We start from the raw sequence: 21603 nt of genomic DNA, 5'->3' as shown, positions 1-21603 counted from the left end.
GGGATAATCCGCCCATGTCTTCTTCTCCAAAAGTGATCTTCGGCTTCCACGCGGTCGGCGTGCGGCTGAAGGCGGCGCCGGCATCGGTGATCGAGGTGTATTTCGACCCCAGCCGCCGCGATGCGCGCATGCGTCAGTTCGTGCATCGCGCTCAGGAAGCCGGCGTTCGGCTCGTCGAATCCGATGGCGTGCGCCTCGCGCGCCTGGCGGGCAGCCACGGCCACCAGGGCGTGGCCGCTCGGGTGAACCCAGTCGAACTGGCACGCTCGCTCGACGATCTGCTCGACGGGCTCGATGCCCAAGGCACGATGCCCTTGCTGCTGGTTCTCGATGGCGTGACCGATCCGCACAACCTGGGTGCCTGCCTGCGCGTGGCCGACGGCGCAGGCGTGCATGCGGTCATCGCACCGAAGGACCATGCGGCGGGCATCAACGCCACCGTGGCTAAGGTGGCCAGCGGGGCGGCCGAGACCATGCCGTACTTCATGGTCACCAACCTGGCGCGCACGATGGGCGAGCTGCAGGAGCGCAACATCTGGTGCGTGGGCACCAGCGGCGATGCGCCCGGTACGCTTTACGAGTCCGACCTCGTCCGCCCGCTGGCGCTGGTGCTGGGCGCGGAGGGCGATGGCATGCGCCAGCTCACGCGCAAGCGCTGCGACGAACTGGTCAGCATTCCGATGGCCGGCGCGGTCGAAAGCCTGAACGTTTCGGTTGCCAGCGGCGTGTGCCTGTACGAAGCCATGCGCCAGCGCAGGAGCGCAGCGGCGGCCTGAGAAGAAGCCTTATCCAAGAACCCACATTGGAGTCACCCAAGATGCAACACCACGACGCCCTCGACGGCCTGAAGATCACCGACAAGCTGGTGTTCGATCTGCAACTGGCGCTCTACCTGGACCTGATCGCCGTGCTGGAGCATTCCGGCGTGGTGAGCTACCGGCAGATGGCGGCGCGTGTGCTCAACCTCAGCATCGCGGCGCGCGAAGAAGGCGACAAGCCCCTGGGCGATGTGCTCGAAGGCATTGCCGGTGGTTTTGCGGGACAGGAGGAAGGCTTCTCCATCGACACGCTCAAGGCGGCCAGCGTGCTTCGCAACGACGAGGCCATGGGCGACGTCCCTTCAGTGCCCGAGGACCGCTGAGCCTTCCGCTCAAGCCCGCCGGCCGGCCTCGGCCGCGCGTTCCAGCATGAAGTCGATGAAGGTCGTGATGGCCCGCGTGCGGTGCCGTCCCGGCATGTACAGCATGTACATGTGAATGCCGAAGATGCTCAGGCGCCATGCGTTCAGGGCGGTGACCACCTCGCCCGATTCCACTTCGGGCTTGACCACGTAGTCGGGAACGATGCCCACGCCCAGGCCGGCCAGGATCGCCTGGCGCAGGAAGAGAAAGTTCTCCGAGATGATGGTCGGCTCGATCGACACTTCGTAGCGCTCCTGGTCCAGGTAGGCTGCCACCCGCACCTGTCGCCCTTGCACCGATGAGGTGATGAGCGGCGCGGCGCGCAGGTCCTCCAGCTGCACCGGCATGCCGTGTTCGCGGGCCCATCCACTGGCGGCGCATGCCACGTAATGGACCGGCCCCATGTCGCGCGCCACCAGGTTCTGCGGCGGCTCCGACATCACGCGTACGGCGATGTCGATCTCGTCGCGCATCAGGTCTTCGACGCGGTTCTCGAACATCACGTCCAGCACGATCCCGGGGAAGGCGCGCTTGAAGGCGATCAGCCATTCCGACATCACAAGTTGCCCATAACCGCTGGGCACCGACAGGCGCACGCGCCCTTGCAGGCTGTGGCCCAGTTCGCTCACCGATTCCTGTGCGGCCGCCAGCTCCGCACGGATGGCGCGGCCATGCGCATAAAGGCGCTCGCCGATTTCGGTGGGCTCCACCCGGCGGGTGGTTCGCCGCAAGAGCTGCTGACCCAGGCTGCGTTCGAACTGCGCAAGGCGGAAGCTCACGTTGGCCCGGCTCATGCGCAGGCGCCGCGCGGCTTCGCTCAGGTTGCCGGCCTCGACGATCTCGACCAGCAGATTCAGGGCGTTCAGATCCATGTGGATGGCCGTGGGCCAGCTATTGTCAAATTTGGCTTGACAGTATGTCAAACGAACACCGGATTGTCGTCGACCGGAGGGCAGATCAGAATGCGCCAAGGGCCGTCGGGCTTGCCGGCGGGCCGTGCCTTTGAGCGGAGACAGAACGACATGACCAATTCCTCTTCCGTGGTGCGCAGCGAAAAGCTGGGCAACGTGGCCTGCATCACCATCGACAACCCCCCGGTGAATGCGCTTTCGAGCGCGGTGCGCGCCGGCCTTCTGGAGGCGGTGCAGGCGGCCGATGCGGATGCGTCCGTCCAAGCCATCCTGCTCGTGGGGCAGGGCGCCAACTTCATTGCCGGCGCCGACATCCGCGAGTTCGGCCAGGCGCCCAAGCCGCCATCGCTGCCCGAGGTCTGCAACCGCATCGAGGACTGTGCCAAGCCCGTGGTGGCGGCGCTGCGTGGTGCTGCGCTTGGGGGCGGGCTGGAAATCGCTCTGGCAGCGCACTACCGCATCGCGCTGGCCGACGTGAAGCTCGGCCTGCCCGAGGTGCAACTGGGCTTGATGCCCGGTGCAGGCGGCACGGTGCGCGCGCCGCGTCTCGTGGGCGCGCAGGCGTCGCTCGACCTGATGCTCAGCGGCCGCCACGTCAAGGCCAAGGAAGCCGTGGCGCTGGGCCTGGTCGACCGGCTGGCCGAGGGCGAAGACGCTTCCGGCGCCGGCTTGGCCTACGTGCAGGAACTCCTCTCCAAGGGTGCGCCCGTGCGCCGCACGCGCGATGCGCAAGGCCTGGCCGACCGGGCAGCCGCCCAGGCCGCCATCGACGCCGCACGTGCCGATACCGCCAAGAAGGCGCGGGGCCTGTTCTCGCCCGGCAAGATCGTCGATGCGGTGCAGACGACGCTCGACAAACCCTTTGCCGAAGCGGTGCGGCTGGAGCGTGAAGCGTTCATGGCCTGCATCAACAGCCCGCAGCGCGCCGGCCTGATCCACGCCTTCTTCGCCGAACGCGAAGTGGTCAAGGTGCCCGAAGCCAAGGCGGCGCAGCCGCGCGCCCTGGAGCGCGTCGGCATCGTCGGCGGCGGCACGATGGGCGCCGGCATCGCGGTGTCCGCGCTCGACGCCGGCCTGCCGGTGATCATGGTCGAGCGCGACAACGCCTCCATCGCCCGCGGCCGCGCCAATGTCGAGAAGGTCTACGACGGCCTGATCGCCAAGGGCCGCATGACGGCGGAAGCCAAGGCCGCCGTCATGGCGCGCTTCACCGGCTCGACCAGCTACGACGCGTTCAGCGACGTCGATCTGGTCATCGAAGCCGTGTTCGAAGACATCGAGGTCAAGAAGGCCGTCTTTGCCGAACTCGACCGCGTGTGCAAGAAGGGCGCCGTGCTCGCCACCAACACGTCCTACCTGGACATCGATGCGATTGCCGCCAGCACCTCGCGCCCGCAGGACGTGATCGGCCTGCACTTCTTCTCGCCCGCCAACATCATGAAGCTGCTGGAGATCGTGGTGCCGGCCAAAGTGGCGCCCGATGTCGTGGCCACGGCCTTCGCGCTGGCCAAGCGCATGAAGAAGGTGCCGGTGCGCGCCGGCGTGTGCGACGGCTTCATCGGCAACCGCATCCTGGCGGTGTACAAGCAGGCGGCCGACTACATCATGGAAGACGGCGCCAGTCCTTACGAGATCGACGAGGCCGTGCGCGCCTTCGGCTATCCGATGGGCCCCTTCCAGGTGACCGACCTGGCCGGCGGTGACATCGGCTGGGCCACGCGCAAGCGCCGCGCCGCCACGCGCGACCCGAAGGCGCGCTACGTCGAGGTGGCCGACCGCGTGTGCGAGCGCGGCTGGTTCGGCCAGAAGACGGGACGGGGCTTCTACCTGTATCCGCAAGGGGCACGCGTCGGACAGCCCGATCCCGAGGTGCTGGCCATCGTGGATGCCGAGCGGCAGAAGAAGGGCATCACGCCGCGCTCGTTCACGGCCGACGAAATCATGGCGCGCTACATGGCGGCCATGGTCAACGAAGGCGCCAACGTCGTCGACCAGGGCATCGCGCTGCGCCCGTTGGATGTGGACGTGACCTTCCTCTATGGCTACGGCTTTCCGCGCCACCGCGGCGGCCCGATGAAGTACGCCGACATGGTCGGCCTGCCGAAGATCCTCGCCGACATCCGCCGATTCGCCGAGGAAGATCCGGTGTTCTGGAAGCCGTCGCCGCTGCTCGAAAGGCTGGTCGCCGAGGGCAAGGACTTCTCTTCGCTCAACTGAACCGAACCACCGAACCGCCAACCAGGAGACACTTCATGCGCCAAGCCGTCATCGTTTCAACCGCCCGCACGCCTTTGACCAAGTCGCACCGTGGCGAACTCAACATCACCCAGGGGCCGACGCTCGCCTCGTTCGCCGTGCGTGCCGCGGTCGACCGCTCGGGCATCGACCCGGCGCTGATCGAGGACGCCATCCTCGGCTGCGGCTACCCCGAAGGCATCACCGGCCGCAATGTGGCGCGCCAGAGCATCATCCGCTCGCAGTTGCCCTTGAGCATCGCAGGCACCACCATCAACCGCTTCTGCGCATCGGGCCTGCAGGCCATCGCGGTGGCGGCGGGCCGCATCGTGGTCGACGGCGCTCCGGCCATGATCGCCGGCGGCGTGGAAAGCATCTCGGGCATCCGCACCCGCGAAGACGGCCAGAACGGCCAGGATCCGTGGATCATGGAGCACAAGCCGGCGCTGTACATGGAGATGATCGACACCGCCGACATCGTCGCGCGCCGCTACGGCATCAGCCGCGAGGCGCAGGACCGCTTCTCGGTCGAGAGCCAGCGCAAGACCGCCGAGGCGCAGGAAGCCGGCCGCTACAAGGAAGAGATCGTCCGGGTGACCACCACCATGGCCGTGACCGACAAGGAAACCGGCAAGGTCAGCAAGCGCGAAGTCACCATCGACCACGACACCTGCAACCGTGCCGGAACCACCTACGAGGGACTGGCCAAGCTGGCGCCGGTCAAGGGCCCGGACCAGTTCATCACCGCAGGCAATGCCTCCCAACTGTCAGACGGCGCCAGCGCCTGCGTGATGATGGAAGCGCAGGAAGCAGAACGCCTGGGCTTGTCGCCGCTCGGCGCATTCCACGGTTTTGCGGTGGCCGGCTGCGAGCCCGATGAAATGGGCATCGGCCCGGTCTTCGCGGTGCCCAAGCTGCTGGCGCGCCACGGACTGAAGGTCGAGGACATCGACCTGTGGGAGCTGAACGAAGCCTTCGCCTCGCAGTCGATCTACTGCCAGGAAAAGCTGGGCATCCCTTCGGAACGCCTGAACGTCGATGGCGGCGCGATTTCCATCGGCCACCCCTTCGGCATGACGGGCGCGCGCCTGGCCGGCCACATCCTGCTGGAAGGCCGCCGTCGCAAAGCCGCGGGCCAGAAGGTCAAGTGGGGCGTGGTGACGATGTGCATCGCCGGCGGCATGGGCGCGGCCGGGTTGTTCGAAATCTTCTGAGCCCGGCGCCGGCATCGGTCCGGCGATCGAGCAGATCCTCCGCAAGGGAGGAAACCGCGGCCCGGCATTGCGCCGGCCGCGGCAATTTTCGGATGCGGTTCGCAGGAACCGCAAGGCGGACCTCACGCCAGAAACGCACAAGAGGACTCAACATGGACCTGAAATTCACGGCCGAGGAAGAAGCCTTCCGCGGCGAGGTTCTGCAATTCCTGCAGGACAAATTGCCCAAGCGCCTTTCGGACAAGGTGAAGAACGGCGTGCAGCTCACGCGGGACGACATGGCCCAGTGGCATGCCATCCTCAACGAACGGGGCTGGCTGGCCAACCATTGGCCCAAGGCCTACGGCGGTCCGGGCTGGAGCGCGGTGCAGAAGTTCATCTTCGAAACCGAATGCGCACTGGCCGGCGCGCCGCGCATCGTGCCTTTCGGCCTGAGCATGCTCGGCCCGGTGCTGATCAAGTACGGCAACGAAGCACAGAAAAAGCACTGGCTGCCGCGCATCCTCAACGGCCAGGACTGGTGGTGCCAGGGCTATTCCGAGCCCGGCTCCGGCTCGGACCTCGCCTCGGTCAAGACCACCGCGGTGCTCAAGTCCGATGCGCAGGGCGACCACTACATCGTCAATGGCCAGAAGACCTGGACCACGCTCGGCCACTACGCCAACATGATCTTCTGCCTGGTGCGAACCAACAAGGAAGCGAAGGCGCAGGCGGGCATCAGCTTCCTGCTGATCGACATGAACTCGCCCGGCGTACAGGTGCGGCCGATCATTACGCTCGATGGCGAGCACGAGGTCAACGAAGTGTTCTTCACCGACGTGCGCGTGCCGGCGGAGAACCTGGTGGGCGAGCAGGACAAGGGTTGGACCTATGCCAAGTACCTGCTGACCTACGAACGCACCAACATCGCCGGCGTCGGCTTCTCGATGGCCGCGCTCGAGAAGTTGAAGCGCATTGCCGCCAAGGTGCAGCGCAATGGCAAGCCGCTCTTGCAGGATCCGCTCTTCGCCGCACGGCTGGCGAAGGTGGAGATCGACCTGGAGAACATGAAGACCACCAACCTGCGCGTGATTGCCGCCGTGGCCGGCGGTGGCGTGCCGGGTGCGGAAAGCTCGATGCTCAAGATCCGCGGCACCGAGATCCGCCAGGAGTTGTCGTCGCTGGCACGACGCGCGATGGGGCCCTATGCCCAGCCTTTCATCGAGGCGGCGCTGCACGAGGGCTTCGACGAGGCGCCGGTGGGGCCGACCGAGGCCGCACCGCTGGCCGCGCAGTACTTCAACAACCGCAAGCTGTCGATCTTCGGCGGCTCCAACGAAATCCAGAAGAACATCATCTCCAAGATGATTCTGGGCCTGTGAACACACGCCCCGCAGTGAGGAACGAATGAACTTCGAACACACGGAAGACCGGCGCATGCTGGCGGACTCGCTGGACCGCTACATCGCCGACCAATACGCATTCGGCGAACGCGACCGCATCGCCAAGAGCGGCGAGGGTTTCTCCCGCACGCATTGGAACCAGTTGGCCGAGATCGGCGCCATCGGCGCGCTGTTTCCGGAAGAGGTCGGCGGCTTTGGCGGCAGCGGCTTCGACGCCGCCGTCGTCTTCGAGAGCCTGGGTCGGGGGCTCGTGGTCGAGCCGTTCCTGGGCGCATTGGCGGTCGGGCGCGCCATTGCGCTGGCGGGCGACGAGGCGCAGAAGGCGCGGATTGCAGGGCTGATCGACGGCAGCATCATCGCCGCGCTGGCGCACGAGGAACCGCAGTCTCACCATGAGGCCACGCTGGTCGAAACGCGCGCCGAACGTCAAGGCGACGGTTGGTTGCTCAAGGGCGCGAAGGCCGTGGTGCCGCTGGGCGCCCAGGCCGATCTGCTGCTGGTGTCGGCACGCACGAGCGGCGAGGCGGCCGACGAGCAGGGCATTTCTCTTTTCCTGGTCGAGGGCGCTGCGGCTGGCGTGCACCGGCGTGACTATCCCCGCGTGGATGGCGGACGCGCGGCCGAGATCACCCTCGATGGCGTGACGGTGAAGCAAGACGCATTGCTTGGCAAGGAAGGCGAGGGCGCTGCGGTGCTCGAGCATGCGAGTGGCTGGGCCATCCTGGGCTTGTGCGCCGAGGCGCTCGGCGCGATGGAAGTGACCAAGCGCGAGACGCTCGAATACCTGCGCACGCGCCGACAGTTCGGCGTGCCGATCGGCAGCTTTCAGGCGCTGCAGCACCGCATGGCCGATCTGTTGCTGGAGGTCGAACAGGCCCGCTCGGCCGTCATCAACGCGGCAGCGGCCATCGACGGCGAGCGTGTCGTGCGCGAGAAGGCGCTGTCCGCGGCGAAGTTCAGCATCGGTCGCATCGGCACCCTCGTCGCCGAAGAGAGCATCCAGCTGCACGGCGGCATCGGCATGACTTGGGAACTTCCCTTGCCGCACTATGCCAAGCGGCTCGTGATGATCGACCACCAATTCGGCGACGAGGACCATCACCTGGCTCGCTACATCGCTTTGCAGGCCGCTTGAAGCAACGAGAAGGAGACGCTCTCATGACCGACAACGTGCCCCCGATCCTGGTGCGCCGCGAAGGCGCGGTACTGGTGCTGGCCATTCATACGCCCGGCAAGCGCAATGCGATCAGCCCGGGCCTGTACGACGCGCTGCGCGAGGCGCTCGACGGCGTGCGCAATGACGCGAGCGTCGGCGCCGTGGTGCTCACCGGCGCCGATGGCTATTTCTGCTCGGGCGGTGACCTGAACCTGCTGGCCACCCGGCGCGAGCATCCCCCCGAAGTGCGACGCGGCATCCTCGAGAACCTGCACGGCCTGGTGCGCTACTTCCGCGACTTTCCCAAGCCGCTGGTCGCCGCCGTTGAGGGCGGTGCAGCCGGTGCCGGCCTGTCGTTGGCGCTGGGCTGCGACCTGCTGGTGGCGGCGCGCGATGCGGCGTTCTCGGTTGCGTACGTCAAGGTCGGCCTCACGCCGGATGGCGGCGCGACTTCGTTCCTCGCGCAGGTGCTGCCGCGGCAGTTGCTGTCCGAGTTGTGCCTGACGGGCGAGCGCATCGGCGCAGAGCGCCTGCATGCCCTGGGTGTGGTCAATCGCCTGACCGAGCCGGGAGGCGCGGACGCGGCGGCCATCGCCTTGGCGGCGCAGCTTGCGGGCGGGCCGGAACGGGCCATGGCGCGCATCAAGAGCCTGTGCCGCGACGCCATGTCGTCGACGCTCGATGCTCAGTTGGACAGCGAAGCGGCCTTCATGGTCGAGTCGCAGGGCGACAGTGAATCGGCAGAGGGCATCGGCGCTTTCATGGGCAAGCGCAAGGCCGATTTCACGTCACTCAGGGGCAAGCCATGAGCGCGGCGGACAAGATGGCCGACGCGGCAAGGCTGCCGCTGGCGGGCGTTCGCGTGCTCGACCTGTCGCGCGTGCTGGCCGGCCCCATGTGCGCGCAGGCGCTGGGCGATCTGGGCGCCGAAGTGATCAAGATCGAACACCCGGGCCGCGGCGACGACACGCGCGACTGGGGCATTCGCGTCGGCTCGCGAAACACCGCCTACTTCAACAGCGCCAACCGCAACAAGCTCTCGGTCGGCGTGGACCTGCAAACGCCGCAAGGCCAGCAAGTGGTGCGCGAACTGGCGGCCAAGTGCGACGTCGTGATCCAGAACTTCAAGTTCGGCGGCATCGACAAGATGGGCCTGGGCTACGAACAGCTCAAGGCGATCAATCCGGGGCTGGTGTATTGCTCCATCACCGGCTACCGCACCGACGGCCCCGAAGCCGCCCGACCGGGCTACGACCTGGTGGTGCAGGGCGAGGCCGGCTTGATGGCGCTCAACGGCGAAGAAGGCCAGGGCCCGCTGAAGTTCGGCGTGGCCGCGGTCGACATGTTCACCGGCATGTACGCCGCGCAGGCCATCCTTGCCGCGCTGTTCGATCGCCAGCGCACAGGGCAGGGCCGGCTGGTCGAGATGGCCTTGTACGACTGCGGCCTGACGATCAGTGCCTACTACGGTATGGAAGCCTTGCTCATGGGCAACGACCCGCCCAAGTACGGCAACGCGCATCCGTCCATCGTTCCCTACGGTGTGTTCGACGCGGCCGACGGCCCGATCGTCATCACCGTCGGCAACAACGCGCAGTTTCAGCGCTTCTGCGAAGACGTGATCGAGCGTCCCGATCTGGCAGGCGACGAACGCTTTGCCAACAATCTGGGCCGCTCGAAGAACCGTCATGAGTTGCTGCCGCAACTGCGTGCCGAACTGGCCCGCCGACCACGCGCGCTGCTGCTCGAGCGCATGAGCGCCGCCGGCATTCCGTGCGGCGAAGTGCTGGGCCTGCTGGAGGCGCTGCAATCGCAGCGTTCGAGCGAAGCCGGCCTCATCGCCGAACTGCCCAACCCCGAGACAGGCACCGTGCAGACGTTGGCGCCGCCCTACCGCATCGACGGCAAGCGCATGCCCGTGCGCAAGGCACCGCCGCTGCTGGCCCAGCACACCGAAGAAGTGCTCGGCAATCTGCTGGGCAAGGATTCGCAGGCCATCCAGGCCCTGCGCGATGCCGGAGCGTTGGGTAGCGCCGCGCCCACCCAGAAATAGACATGAAAGAGAACCTGAACCGATGACCGTACTGAACCGCCGACTTCTGCTGACCGCCACCGCAAGCGTCGTGGCCCTGACCCTTGCCGCGAGCCCGGCCATTGCCGAGACGTGGCCCGCCAAGCCCATCAAGCTGATCGTGCCTTTCCCGCCAGGCGGGCCGACCGACACCGCGTCGCGCGTGATCGGGCAGGAACTGGGCGAGCGGCTCAAGCAGGCCGTCGTCGTCGAGAACCGCGCCGGCGCCTCGGGCACGATCGCCGCGACGGCCGTGTCCAAGAGCCCCGCCGACGGCTACACCTTCATGATGCTGGCCACGCCCACCTTGCTGGCCGCGCACCTGTACAAGTCCACGCCTTACGACGTCCTCAAGGATTTCGCGCCGGTCGCCACCGTCTATGACCTCCCGATCGTGGTTGTGGTCAACCCGACCGTGCTTCCCGACGTGAAGACGCTGCCGGACCTGCTGGCCAAGGCCAAGGCATCCAACGGCCATCTCAACTACACCAGCTCTGGCCCAGGCAGCTTCGGCCATCTGAGCATGGAGTTGCTCAAGCAGATGGGCGGCTTCGAGATGCAGCACATTGGCTACAAGGGCGGCACGCCGGCCGTGACCGACCTGCTGGGTGGCCAGGTGCCCGTGATGTACGCGGACCTGGTGGCCGCATTGCCGCACATCAAGTCGGGCAAGCTGCGCGCCATCGCGGTCGGATCGCCGCAGCGCGTGGTGCAACTGCCGGATGTTCCGACCGTTGCCGAGCAAGGCTTCAAGGGCTTCGACGCGGTCTCGTGGGGCGGCCTGCTGGCACCCGCTGGCACGCCTGCCGACATCGTCAACCGCGTGAGCGGCGAGGTGAAGGCCATCCTGGCCGACAAGGCGGTGCAGGACCGGTTGCTCACCGCCGGCGCCATCGCCAACTACGGCGATCCGGCCCAGATGGGCCAGCGCGTGCGCGGCGACTACGAGAAGTGGGGCAAGGTGATCCGCGACAAGGGCATCGCCCTGAACTGACCCAGCAGCGCCTACAGCACGGTGAACACGCGGATGATCACCTGCTGGGGCTCGCGCACGCCCACGCCCAGGAACAGCCGCTCGTTGATCCAGCCCAGGGACTTCGATGCGGTCTCGAAACTGGGCGTGCACCGAAAGTAGATCTGTGCCGGGTCCACCGGCTCCCCGCGCATCAGGCTGGCCATGACTTCGGCCGGCGCGGCGCGCACGGCATGGTTCTGCACGTAGATCAGATCCCCCGCATCGGTTTCGAGCGCGTAGCGCGCGTCCAGCTCGGACATGGTCTGGCTGCGGAAGATCTGGAAATCGCTGCCACCCGCGAGGATGCGCGCTTTCCAGCCCTGGCCTTGTGCCTGGCCGCCGAGGATCGGCACCACTCGCCGAAGGCCCTGGGGCCCTTCGCCCAGGACGATGGGCGTGGCGACATCCACCTGCAGATGCACGAAATGCTCCAGCGTGGGCGGGGCCAGGGGATCGAACGTCGTGGGCGTGGTCATGGTGCTCGGCGGTCCTTGTGCGATGGGGCGTTCAGTCTTCGGCGCTGGCGGCATCCAACGCGGCCACGGTCGAGGCATCGAGCCGCAACCGGGTGGCGGCGACCAGTTCATCGAGTTGCTCCAGCGATGTGGCACTGGCAATCGGAGCCGTGATCGACGGCCTGGCGATCTGCCAGGCCAGCGCGACCTGCCCGGGCGTAGCGTTGCAGGATTGCGCGGCGGCATCCAGCGCATCCAGGATGCGAAGGCCGCGTTCGTTGAGGTACTTGGCGGTGGTGTTGGCCCCGCGTGCGCTCTTTTTCGAATCCGCACTGGTGCGGTACTTGCCGGTGAGGAAGCCCGCGGCCAGCGCGTAGAAATTGATGACGCCCACCCCGCGCTCGAGGCATAGCGGCTCCAGGGCCTCTTCGAACACCTTGCGGTCGTACAGGTTGTAGAGCGGCTGCAGCGACTCGTAGCGTGCCAGCCCGTGACGCTCGGACACGTCGAGCGCCTGCGCCAGGCGTGGCGCCGTGTAGTTGGACGCGCCGATGGCCCGCACCTTGCCCGCGCGGATCAGGTCGGAGAACGCGCCGAGCGTTTCTTCGAGCGGGGTTTCGGCATCGTCGTCGTGCGACTGGTACAGGTCGATGTGGTCGCATTGCAGGCGCTTGAGCGAGGCTTCGACGGCCTGCTTGATGTAGGCGGGACTCAGGCCTTTCTTGTCGCCACCCATTGGCTTGCCGACCTTGGTCGCGATCACCACCTCGTTGCGCCGGCCGCTCTGGCGCAGCCACTTGCCGATGATGGTCTCGGACTCGCCGCCCACATGGCCTGGCGCCCAGATCGAATAGACATCGGCGGTGTCGATGAAATTGAAGCCGGCGTCGAGCCACGCGTCGAGCAGGCGGAAGGACATGGGCTCATCCACCGTCCATCCGAACACGTTGCCACCGAAAGCCAGTGGGGACACTTGAAGGCCTGAGCGGCCAAGAGGGCGCAGTTCCATGGGTTTTCCTTTCAGACAAGACTAGACAAGCCCGAGCGCACCGAGCAGGGCGCCGGCACCAAGCAGCCACAGCAGATGGATGCGGGTGCGCCAGACCACGAACGCAGCCACCGCGGTCAGCAGCCAGAGGTGCCACGGCGCTTCGGTGGCTGCGCCGTTGGCGGCAGCCAGCACCCAGCCCGTGGCCATCAGCAGGCCGATCACCACCGGCACCATCCCCTGCTTGAAGGCGCGCACACTGCGGCGCTCGCGGTTGCGATGACCCCATCTCGTGGCCAGGTAGGTGAGGGTGGTGCTGGGCACCAGGATGCCCACCAGCGTGACCGCGAGGCCAGCAAGACCGAGCGGCCAGGCATGCACGCCGGCAGCAGCGCCTCCGCCGGCGTTGATGCCGACGTTCCAGCCCATGAGAGCGACGAACAGCACATTCGGACCTGGCGCGGCCTGGGCGATGGCCACCGACGAATTGAACTGCGCATCCGTCAGCCAGCCATGCTCGGCGACGAGGTACCGATGCATGTCGGGCACGGTGGTGATGGCGCCGCTGATCGAGATCAGCGAAAGAAAGAGGTATTGGCCGAACAGGGCCAGCCAATCCGCGTGACTCAGATGAATGCTCATGCCGCGATACGCCGGTAGGTCCACACGCAGGCCACGCTGCCGAACAGGGCCAGCACCCCGATCAGCGGCCACTTGAGCAGTGCGATGGCGCCAAACACCAGCGCCGTGAACACCAGTCCGATGCGCCAGCCGAGGGGATGACTGCGCAAGGTGGGCATCAGCTTGATGCCCGTGGCGGCGATCAGGCCGGCGGCAACCGCGCCCATGCCTCGAAGCGCGCCGGCCAGCCGTGGATCGGTGGCGAAGTGCGAATAGACCAGCGCCAGGGCAAGCACGATCACTGTCGGAAACGCCAGCATGCCGGCCAGCGCCGCCAGCGCGCCCCGCCAACCGAAGTAGCGATCGCCCAGGATCACCGACAGGTTGATGACATTGGGGCCGGGCAGCACTTGCGCGACGGCCCAGTCCTCGACGAACTCTTCCTGGGTGAGCCAGCGCTTGTTCTCCACCAGCGCGCGCTGCACGACGGCAAGCACCCCGCCAAAGCCCTGCATCGCGATGGCCGTGAAGGCCCAGAAAAGATCGCTCGGCGACTCGGGCCGCGCCCGAGTTGGAAGGGGGGCATCGGGAGGCGGCGCATTCATGGCGAAGGCGATCATAGAGGCCAACGCCGATGACTGCAGGCGGTGCATCGGCCCCGGGATTCGCGCAGGCTGTTTGCTGGCGCAGCGGTTGCGTCGCTCGCGTCATGACGGGACACTCGCTTCATGAAACCCAGTGAACTCATCGATCTGTGCAAGAAGGCCATTGCTTCCTGGCTGGATGACTATGCGCCCAGCATGGGCGCGGCGTTGGCCTACTACACCGTCTTCTCGATCGCGCCGTTGCTGCTCATCGTCATTTCGGTTGCGGGACTCGTGTTTGGCGAAGCGGCGGCGCGTGGTGCCATCTTCGAGCAGTTGTCCGGGCTGATGGGCGAGCAGGGCGCGATGGCAATCCAGGGCTTGCTCACTTCGGTCAACAAGCCGGCCGAGGGCATCATCGCCACGCTCACGGGGCTGGTGCTGCTGGTGCTTGGCGCCACGACGGTCTTTCGCGAACTGCAGGACGCGCTCGACCGCATCTGGCGAGCGCCCATGCGGGCACGCGGAGGCGGTCTGATGAAGATGGTCCACACGCGACTGCTGTCCTTCGGACTGATCATGGGGCTTGGCTTTCTTCTGGCCGTGTCGCTGGTCGCGAGCGCTGCCTTTGCCGCACTCTCCAAATGGTGGGAGCCCATGTTCGGCGGCTGGGCGGAATTGGGCCAGGCGGTGAATTTCCTGTTCGGCTTCCTGGTCAGCACGGTCGGGTTTGCCATGGTCTACAAGCTCATGCCGCGCGTCAAAGTGCAGTGGCGCGACGTGTGGGTGGGCGCGGCAGTCACATCACTGCTTTTTTCGATCGGCAAGCACCTGATCGGCCTGTACATCGGCAAGAGCAGCGTGGCGTCCGGCTTTGGTGCTGCGGGCTCGCTCGTGGTGGTGCTGGTGTGGGTGTACTACTCGGCCCAGATCTTCCTGTTGGGCGCCGAGTTCACCTGGGTTTATGCGCACGAACGAGGCTCACTCAGAGGCCAGCCACGACCCAGCGGCCTCGGCTCGGAAGCATTGGCGGCAGGTGGAGGACCTGCACCGTGATCTGTTCGGCGTTGAATTGTTTGCCGGTGACATTTGCTTGCTTGTTTTCCGTTTTCGCTTTCTAGAATGCCCCGGGCGGCTCTGTAACGAGTCGCCGCAATCAACATCAAAAAGCAAATGAGGGAATACACATGAAGAAGTTAGCAGCGGAGTTTCTGGGCACTTTCTGGTTGACGTTTGGCGGGTGCGGAAGCGCCGTTTTGGCAGCGGCCTACCCTGAGTTGGGGATAGGCTTCGTCGGCGTGTCATTGGCGTTTGGCCTCACGGTGCTCACCGGCGCCTACGCATTCGGTCCGGTGTCGGGCGGACATTTCAATCCAGCGGTGTCGGTCGGTCTGGCGGTCGCAGGGCGGTTCCGGGTGGCGGAACTCCCGGGCTACGTCGTTGCCCAGGTGCTCGGCGCCATCGCGGCTGCTGGCGTCCTGTTCCTGATCGCCAGCGGCAAGCCCGGCTTCGAAGTCGGTGGGTTTGCAAGCAACGGCTATGGTTCTTTCTCGCCCGGCAAATACAGCATGCAGGCAGCACTGATCTGCGAGATCGTCTTGACGGCCATCTTCCTGCTGGTGATTCTGGGTGCTTCCGCGAAGCGCGCCGCGGTGGGCTTCAGCGGACTGACCATCGGCCTTTGCCTGACGCTGATTCACCTGGTGTCGATCCCGGTGACCAACACGTCCGTCAATCCGGCGCGCAGCACCGGTCCGGCACTGTTCGCCGCGGCACCCGAAGCCATGAGCCAGTTGTGGCTGTTCTGGGTGGCGCCCATTGTCGGCGCCGTCATCGGTGCACTGATCCATCGCGCGCTCCTGGGCGAACTGGACGATTGAGGCTCACGCGCGCGCTCAACGGGTGGACGACGGGAAGAAATGATCTTCATCGTTCAAGCCGTATCCAGGCGTCCATGCGGGCGTCGCGCTCGAGGACGCGCGCCTGGTCTATCTGCCGAGCGAGCCGTCAATCGGTGTTCACCATGCCAGGCCTGGAGGTGTAGGCTATGGCTCGGTGGGTGCGATTTGTCGCCATTGATGACGACTTGGCCCCGTTCCCGGACGGGTGCCATTGTGGAGTTCTCGATAGGAGGGACTGCGAATTGACTAGGAATATTCTCTTCTTGGCCCTGTGGGCGCTCTTCCTCTTGCTGGCGGCGCCCGTCGCGCATGCGACCGCCGACAACTGCAGCTCTGGGCAACTGCCGTTCTCTGCCTCGGTGACCAACAGCATCACCAGTACGCAGGTGGCCGGCGAGTCGGCCAATGGCTCGACCACGCCTGTGTCGATCACCATCAATTGCACGAGCAACTGGTCTGCGGAAGAAGGAACCACCTGCTTGAACAACACCAAATGGTCGCTCAGCCCCAGTGCGGGCAATGTCACCACCACCGCTTTTCCCAATGTGTTTCGCATCCCCAACATGCCTGCCGGTCTTGGCATCCAGGTGTTCACGGGAGGGGGAACGGCGGCTGCACTGAACGCCAACAGGCGCATCGACACGGGCGTTCCACTGCAGACTGGCGCTCAGACGCTCCCCCTGCAGGTGCGGATCGTCAAGCTTGACGACTCGGTAGCCGCCGGCACCTACTTGCTGAAGCTGCTGGTTTCGTGCCAAGACAATGAGTGGGCCAACGGCGCGGTCGCAGCCAACAGTGCGATCAACCTGACGATCACCACCAAGCTCGTGACTCGGACTTGCGTGATGTCCAATGCCAATTTGCCGGCGATCGCGGCGCCATGGTGGCGCCCGCAAGCGATACCGTGCTTTCGGTTCCGGATCTGCCGGGCATAGGGGCAGGCGAGAGCGCCGTCGTTCGCTTCATCGCCATCGGTGATGACTCGGAGCCACTGCCTGGCGAGTCGCCGCTCGATGCTTCGAGATAGCGGGTTCTGACCGCCCAGTACTGACGCCACCCGTCCAAGGAACCACCAACACCGTTGGAGCCAGCCAGATGACCAATAGATCCAAACCTGTTGCATCGCTGTGGGCGCTATTCATGCTGATGGTGGCTCCGGCAGCACATGCCGGCTTCAACAACTGCACCACCCCGGAACTTCCATTAGTGGCATCGGCTGCCGGCAACGTACCGAGTTCGCTCGCAAACGGCGCCGTCATCAACGGCTCGACGACGGCCATGACGCTCAACATCAACTGCGCAGCCTCGTGGACAAATGGAGAAGGAAACAGCTGCTACAACGCGCCCAACTGGGCAATGGCTGCCTTGACGGGGAGCCTCACCACGACGGCCTTTCCGAATGTGTACCGTCATTCCGATATGCCTTCGGGTCTTGCCTATCAGATCCTGGACGCGTCAGGGCAGCCGATGCCCCTGGATTCAGGCAACCGGATCAATTCGGGCGTTCGAATTCAGAAGGGCCTGCAGCCCGTTGCCATGAGGGTGAGGTTCATCAAGCTCGACAACACGCTCAAGGCCAGCAGCTACGTATTGGCCATGCACGTGTCCTGCACCGGCAACGAATATGCCAACCAGGGAACCGCCGACGCCAGCTCCATCAAGATCACGATCAACATCAAGGCGATCACGCAGACCTGCGTGATGGACAATCCGAATATGCAGGTCACCTTGCCTGAAGTGGCTGCCTACGAATTCAGTGGTATTGGCAGCGCAAAGGGCTACGCGTCGGTCCCGCTTTCTTTCCGTTGCGATCCGAATGTAGATGCCAGGATCAATTTCAGCGACGCCACGAGTCCGATCAACGGCAGCACAGTCCTGGCGCTCGACGCCGGATCAACGGCGACAGGCGTTGGCGTGCAGATGGTCTATTCCGGCAGCCCCATCAAGATGTCGCCCAACGAGGACTTCAACTATGGCGGCACCGATCTCTCGCTCAAGAACCTAGACAACTTCGGGAGCACGGTGATCTTTCCGATCAGCGCTCAGTATGTACAGGCTGCCGGCACCGTGACTCCCGGCTCAGTCAAGGCGCGGGCGCTGGTCAATATCGCCTACAACTGACGCGTCTGGCGCAGGCGCAGCGACCAGGTCTCGCCGACCAACTGCTGGCCGAATCCCTCATAGGCTTCGGACTTATCCAATTGAAAGCCGCGCGCTGAATAGATGTGGCGCGCGGCAGTCAGGATGCTGTTGGTCCATAGCACGAGCTTCCGATAGCCTTTGGCGCGTGCGAACGCGATGCACTCGTCGGTCAAGCGCGCGCCCAGCCCCAGGCCTCGCGCTTTCGGGGCAATCAACAGAAGGCGCAATTGAGCGGTGGTGGCCGATTTGCGGACCAGGAAGATCGACCCGACACGTTCTCCATCAAGCTCTGCGATCCAGCACTTCTCCCATTGCGGCTGGAACTTGCGAACAAACTGCGCGCAGATCTCTGCCACCAATGCCTCGAACGTCATGTCCAGGCCGTATTCGCGAGCGTAGAGCTCACCGTGAGCCTGGACGACCCACCCCATGTCGCCGGAGGTCGGCTCGCGCAAGATGATTGTTCTGGCGGACGGTGCGGGCGGGGCGGTGGATGCTGGGGCGGACGTGGTCAAGAGCGACTGCATCGTCTGCATCGCGTCGACCAGTCGCTGGCGCTGCGGGGTACCCAGATGCGACAGCATGGCGGCGGTCCGTTCGCGCGATCGCTGTTGCAGCGGTTCGAACACGTCGCGGCCGGCGGGTGATAGTGCAAGCACGTTCTGGCGAGCATCCCTGGCGTGGGCTCCTCGCGTGATCCAACCCTGTTGCTCGAACCGACGCAGAACGCGGCTGAGATACCCCGCATCTAGCCCCAGATCGCGCGCGAGATCGCTGGCGACCAAGCCGTCCCGATGCGCCAGTTCGTAGAGAACACGGACATCGGTCAGCGACAGCGGGCCGCCGAGATACGGGTCGAGGATGCCGATTTCGCGCGTGTAGAAGCGGTTGAAGCGGCGAACGGCCTTGACGGCGTCGGTAGACGCCGAGTCGGGTTCATGGTTGGCGGTGACTTCACTCATGCGTGCCATTGTCAACTTAAATGATTGCCTGAGGCAATCATTTAAGCCTCGGATTCTGCGGGGTGGCCCTGGGATGCACGCGACAGACCCTGTGGAAAACTTTAAAATCACCGGTTGCCCTCCCGCCGGCGCGCGATCATTCACAACTTGCTGCCCGGCGCGCCCCGCTTCCGCTCCCGAGTGCGCCTTGCGCCGCTCCGCCCCATACCCATGAACACGCCGCTCGACGTCTCCTTCTTTCCGCGCGACGCCAAGCCGCTTTCCAGCTACCGAAAGTACTGGGCGGCGCGCTTCGGCACCGCGAAGTTCCTGCCCACGACGCGCCAGGAAATGGAGGCGCTCGGCTGGGACAGCTGCGATGTGGTCATCATCAGCGGTGACGCCTACGTCGACCATCCCAGCTTCGGCATGGCGGTGATCGGGCGCCTGCTGGAGGCGCAGGGCTTTCGGGTGGGCATCATTGCGCAGCCGGATTGGCAAAGCGCCGAACCCTTCAAGGCGCTGGGCAAGCCCAACCTGTTCTTCGGCGTCACCGCCGGCAACATGGATTCGATGATCAACCGGTACACCGCCGACCGGAAGATCCGCAGCGACGACGCCTACACGCCGGGCAACGTCGGTGGTTCGCGTCCGGACCGAGCCGCCATCGTCTATTCGCAGCGCTGCCGCGAAGCCTTCAACGACGTGCCGATCGTGCTCGGCGGCATCGAAGGCAGCCTGCGCCGCATCGCTCATTACGACTACTGGCAGGACAAGGTGCGCCGCTCGATCGTGGTCGATTCGAAGTGCGATCTGCTGCTCTACGGCAATGCCGAGCGCGCCATCGTCGAGGTGGCGCACCGCTTGGCGGCACGCGAGCCGGTGCACGCCATCACCGATGTGCGCGGCACGGCTTTCGTGCGCCGCGACACGCCCGAGGGCTGGTTCGAGATCGATTCCACCGACGTCGATGCGCCGGGCCGCGTCGACACGCACATCAATCCGTACCTGATGGTCTCGGAGCAGGCCCGTGCCGCCGGCGCGACCTGCTCGCGCGAGGAAGAGGCGCAGGCCGTGGCCGATGCGGCCAATGACACCAGCGTGGCCGTGCGCATGCCCGCGCAGGCCGCCAAGACGGTCCAGCCCCTGCAGTTCGTGCCCAACCCGGCGCTGCGTGGCAAGGGCACGGTCAAGGTGGCGCCGCGCGATCGCTCGGTAATCCGCCTGCCGTCGTACGAGCAGGTGCGTGCCGATCCCGTGCTCTATGCGCACGCCAACCGCGTGCTGCACCTGGAAACCAACCCGGGCAATGCGCGAGCGCTCGTGCAGGCGCACGGCGAGGGCGTGACCGCCCGCGACGTCTGGATCACCCCGCCGCCCATCCCGTTGACCACGGTCGAGATGGACCAGGTGTTCGATCTGCCTTACGCGCGCAGCCCTCATCCGCGCTATGCGGACAAGCAAGGCAGCCACGACGGCGAAACCAAGATCCCGGCGTGGGAGATGATCCGCTTCTCGGTGAACATCATGCGGGGCTGCTTCGGCGGCTGCACCTTCTGCTCCATCACCGAGCACGAAGGGCGCATCATCCAGAGCCGATCGGAAGAATCCATCATCCGCGAGGTCGAGGAGATCCGCGACAAGGTCAAGGGCTTCACCGGCACCATCTCAGACCTGGGCGGCCCCACGGCGAACATGTACCGCATCGGCTGCAAGTCGCCCGCCATCGAGGCCGCCTGCCGCAAGCCCAGCTGCGTGTATCCGGGCATCTGCCAGAACCTCAACACCAACCACGATGCGCTGATCCGCATCTACCGGCGCGCACGCGCGCTGCCGGGCGTCAAGAAGATCCTGATCGGCTCGGGCCTGCGCTACGACCTGGCGGTTCAATCGCCCGAGTACGTGAAGGAGCTGGTGCAGCACCACGTGGGCGGCTACCTGAAGATCGCGCCCGAGCACACCGAGACCGGCCCCCTGTCGAAGATGATGAAGCCGGGCATCGGCAGCTACGACAAGTTCAAGCGCATGTTCGAGAAGTACAGCGAAGAGGCGGGCAAGAAGCAGTACCTCATCCCGTACTTCATCGCCGCCCATCCGGGCACCAGCGACGAGGACATGATGAACCTCGCGCTGTGGCTCAAGAAGAACGGCTTTCGGGCCGATCAGGTGCAGACCTTCTATCCGTCGCCCATGGCCACGGCGACGGCGATGTACCACTCCAACAAGAATCCGCTGCGCAAGATCACGCGCGACAGCGAGGCCGTGGACATCGTGCGCGGCGAGCGTCGCCGGCGCCTGCACAAGGCCTTCCTGCGCTATCACGATGCCAACAACTGGCCGGTGCTGCGCGAGGCGCTCAAGGCGATGGGCCGCGCCGACCTGATCGGCAACGGCAAGCAGCACCTCATCCCGTCGTGGCAGCCGCTGACCGATGGCAGCTACCAGAGCGCACGCCGCAAGAATTCGAGCGTGTCCGCCGGCGCCGCGGGCGAACAAAGCGGCGCGGGCAACAGCCAACCGCGCAAGGGCAGGCTGCTGACCCAGCACACCGGCTTGCCACCGCGCGACAACGGCTCGGCGCCGCAACAGCGTTCTGGCAAACCGCGTGCTGGCAAGCCGGCCGCGGGCAAAGCCGTCAACGCGGGCGCCACTGCCTCGCGCAAAGTCCGCAAGTAGCGTCGACTTGCCCGCGACGCGACGCGGGCTCCTCATCGTTGATGAAGCCGCTCCCCAGCGTGGGGGAGGGGTTCGCGGCGCGCGAACGCGTTTAAGAACTTGTTCGTAATTCGCTAAGCATTTCTTAAAG

Annotated in this window: 20 protein-coding genes; 14 read left to right on the top strand and 6 right to left on the bottom strand. The window is 65.6% G+C overall.

Annotation, left to right across the window (positions count from 1 at the left end; all coding sequences use genetic code 11):
- The first annotated feature begins 14 nt into the window (after positions 1–14).
- Positions 15–776: a 23S rRNA (guanosine(2251)-2'-O)-methyltransferase RlmB gene (gene rlmB, locus QTH91_RS14895; RefSeq protein WP_286660887.1), complete on the top strand. Its 762-nt coding sequence runs from the start codon at positions 15–17 to the stop codon at positions 774–776.
- A gap of 41 nt (positions 777–817) precedes the next feature.
- Complete coding sequence (locus QTH91_RS14890) at positions 818–1141, top strand: hypothetical protein (RefSeq protein ID WP_286660886.1); 324 nt, start codon at positions 818–820, stop codon at positions 1139–1141.
- Between the two features lie 9 nt (positions 1142–1150).
- Here QTH91_RS14890 and QTH91_RS14885 read toward each other — a convergent pair whose 3' ends face one another.
- Entirely contained in the window at positions 1151–2053 is a 903-nt protein-coding gene (locus QTH91_RS14885; protein ID WP_286660885.1) for a LysR family transcriptional regulator, read from the bottom strand.
- A gap of 150 nt (positions 2054–2203) precedes the next feature.
- On the opposite strand from QTH91_RS14885, the gene QTH91_RS14880 reads away from it, so the two are divergent.
- The 7 genes from QTH91_RS14880 (at position 2204) to QTH91_RS14850 (ending at position 11144) form a co-directional block, all read left to right on the top strand.
- Positions 2204–4309, top strand: a complete 2106-nt coding sequence (locus QTH91_RS14880) for a 3-hydroxyacyl-CoA dehydrogenase NAD-binding domain-containing protein (RefSeq protein WP_286660884.1) — start codon at positions 2204–2206, stop codon at positions 4307–4309.
- Between the two features lie 35 nt (positions 4310–4344).
- The gene (locus QTH91_RS14875) at positions 4345–5541 is read left to right on the top strand and encodes an acetyl-CoA C-acyltransferase (RefSeq protein WP_286660883.1); all 1197 of its coding nucleotides are present in this window, start codon (positions 4345–4347) and stop codon (positions 5539–5541) included.
- A 152-nt stretch (positions 5542–5693) separates the two neighbouring features.
- Complete coding sequence (locus tag QTH91_RS14870) at positions 5694–6902, top strand: acyl-CoA dehydrogenase family protein (protein ID WP_286660882.1); 1209 nt, start codon at positions 5694–5696, stop codon at positions 6900–6902.
- 25 nt (positions 6903–6927) lie between these two features.
- Positions 6928–8058, top strand: coding sequence for an acyl-CoA dehydrogenase family protein (locus QTH91_RS14865; RefSeq protein WP_286660881.1), 1131 nt, complete (start codon positions 6928–6930; stop codon positions 8056–8058).
- Positions 8059–8081: 23 nt separating this feature from the next.
- A complete protein-coding gene (locus tag QTH91_RS14860) occupies positions 8082–8888 on the top strand; it encodes an oxepin-CoA hydrolase, alternative type (RefSeq protein ID WP_286660880.1) in 807 nt (268 codons plus the stop codon).
- Positions 8885–10132 (top strand): CaiB/BaiF CoA transferase family protein, encoded by a 1248-nt coding sequence (locus tag QTH91_RS14855; protein WP_390367396.1) that lies wholly within the window; start codon positions 8885–8887, stop codon positions 10130–10132. Before QTH91_RS14860 ends, QTH91_RS14855 begins: the two co-directional genes overlap by 4 nt.
- Before the next feature lie 22 nt (positions 10133–10154).
- Positions 10155–11144, top strand: coding sequence for a Bug family tripartite tricarboxylate transporter substrate binding protein (locus QTH91_RS14850; RefSeq protein WP_286660879.1), 990 nt, complete (start codon positions 10155–10157; stop codon positions 11142–11144).
- Positions 11145–11155: 11 nt separating this feature from the next.
- On the opposite strand, the gene QTH91_RS14845 is transcribed toward QTH91_RS14850, so the two are convergent.
- Genes QTH91_RS14845 through QTH91_RS14830 form a run of 4 tightly spaced genes read right to left on the bottom strand, consistent with a single transcriptional unit; the run spans position 11156 to position 13834 of the window.
- Positions 11156–11641: a DUF3237 domain-containing protein gene (locus tag QTH91_RS14845; RefSeq protein WP_286660878.1), complete on the bottom strand. Its 486-nt coding sequence runs from the start codon at positions 11639–11641 to the stop codon at positions 11156–11158.
- A 31-nt stretch (positions 11642–11672) separates the two neighbouring features.
- Complete coding sequence (locus QTH91_RS14840) at positions 11673–12629, bottom strand: aldo/keto reductase (RefSeq protein WP_286660877.1); 957 nt, start codon at positions 12627–12629, stop codon at positions 11673–11675.
- A 21-nt stretch (positions 12630–12650) separates the two neighbouring features.
- Positions 12651–13250 (bottom strand): chromate transporter, encoded by a 600-nt coding sequence (locus tag QTH91_RS14835; protein ID WP_286660876.1) that lies wholly within the window; start codon positions 13248–13250, stop codon positions 12651–12653.
- Positions 13247–13834, bottom strand: a complete 588-nt coding sequence (locus QTH91_RS14830) for a chromate transporter (RefSeq protein ID WP_286660875.1) — start codon at positions 13832–13834, stop codon at positions 13247–13249. Before QTH91_RS14830 ends, QTH91_RS14835 begins: the two co-directional genes overlap by 4 nt.
- 123 nt (positions 13835–13957) lie before the next feature.
- Between QTH91_RS14830 and QTH91_RS14825 the strand changes: the two genes are divergently transcribed.
- From QTH91_RS14825 to QTH91_RS14810, 4 genes are all read left to right on the top strand, one after another.
- Positions 13958–14869, top strand: a complete 912-nt coding sequence (locus QTH91_RS14825; RefSeq protein ID WP_286660874.1) for a YihY/virulence factor BrkB family protein — start codon at positions 13958–13960, stop codon at positions 14867–14869.
- Between the two features lie 131 nt (positions 14870–15000).
- Positions 15001–15693, top strand: a complete 693-nt coding sequence (gene aqpZ, locus QTH91_RS14820; protein WP_286660873.1) for an aquaporin Z — start codon at positions 15001–15003, stop codon at positions 15691–15693.
- A 284-nt stretch (positions 15694–15977) separates the two neighbouring features.
- On the top strand, positions 15978–16649 hold the full coding sequence (locus QTH91_RS14815; RefSeq protein WP_286660872.1) for a fimbrial protein: 672 nt from the start codon (positions 15978–15980) through the stop codon (positions 16647–16649).
- A 160-nt stretch (positions 16650–16809) separates the two neighbouring features.
- Complete coding sequence (locus QTH91_RS14810) at positions 16810–17835, top strand: fimbrial protein (protein WP_286660871.1); 1026 nt, start codon at positions 16810–16812, stop codon at positions 17833–17835.
- Here QTH91_RS14810 and QTH91_RS14805 read toward each other — a convergent pair.
- Positions 17826–18818 (bottom strand): bifunctional helix-turn-helix transcriptional regulator/GNAT family N-acetyltransferase, encoded by a 993-nt coding sequence (locus QTH91_RS14805; protein ID WP_390367403.1) that lies wholly within the window; start codon positions 18816–18818, stop codon positions 17826–17828. The two genes, QTH91_RS14810 and QTH91_RS14805, sit on opposite strands and share 10 nt — an antisense overlap.
- 210 nt (positions 18819–19028) lie before the next feature.
- On the opposite strand from QTH91_RS14805, the gene QTH91_RS14800 reads away from it, so the two are divergent.
- Positions 19029–21473 carry a YgiQ family radical SAM protein gene (locus QTH91_RS14800; protein WP_286660869.1) on the top strand — a complete coding sequence of 815 codons (2445 nt, stop codon included), beginning with the start codon at positions 19029–19031 and terminating at the stop codon, positions 21471–21473.
- Positions 21474–21603 lie beyond the last annotated feature (130 nt).

This window comes from Variovorax dokdonensis (assembly GCF_030316895.1).
In the GTDB taxonomy this organism is placed as follows: Bacteria; Pseudomonadota; Gammaproteobacteria; order Burkholderiales; family Burkholderiaceae_C; genus Variovorax; species Variovorax dokdonensis.
This window is presented reverse-complemented; position numbering and strand designations above follow the sequence as displayed.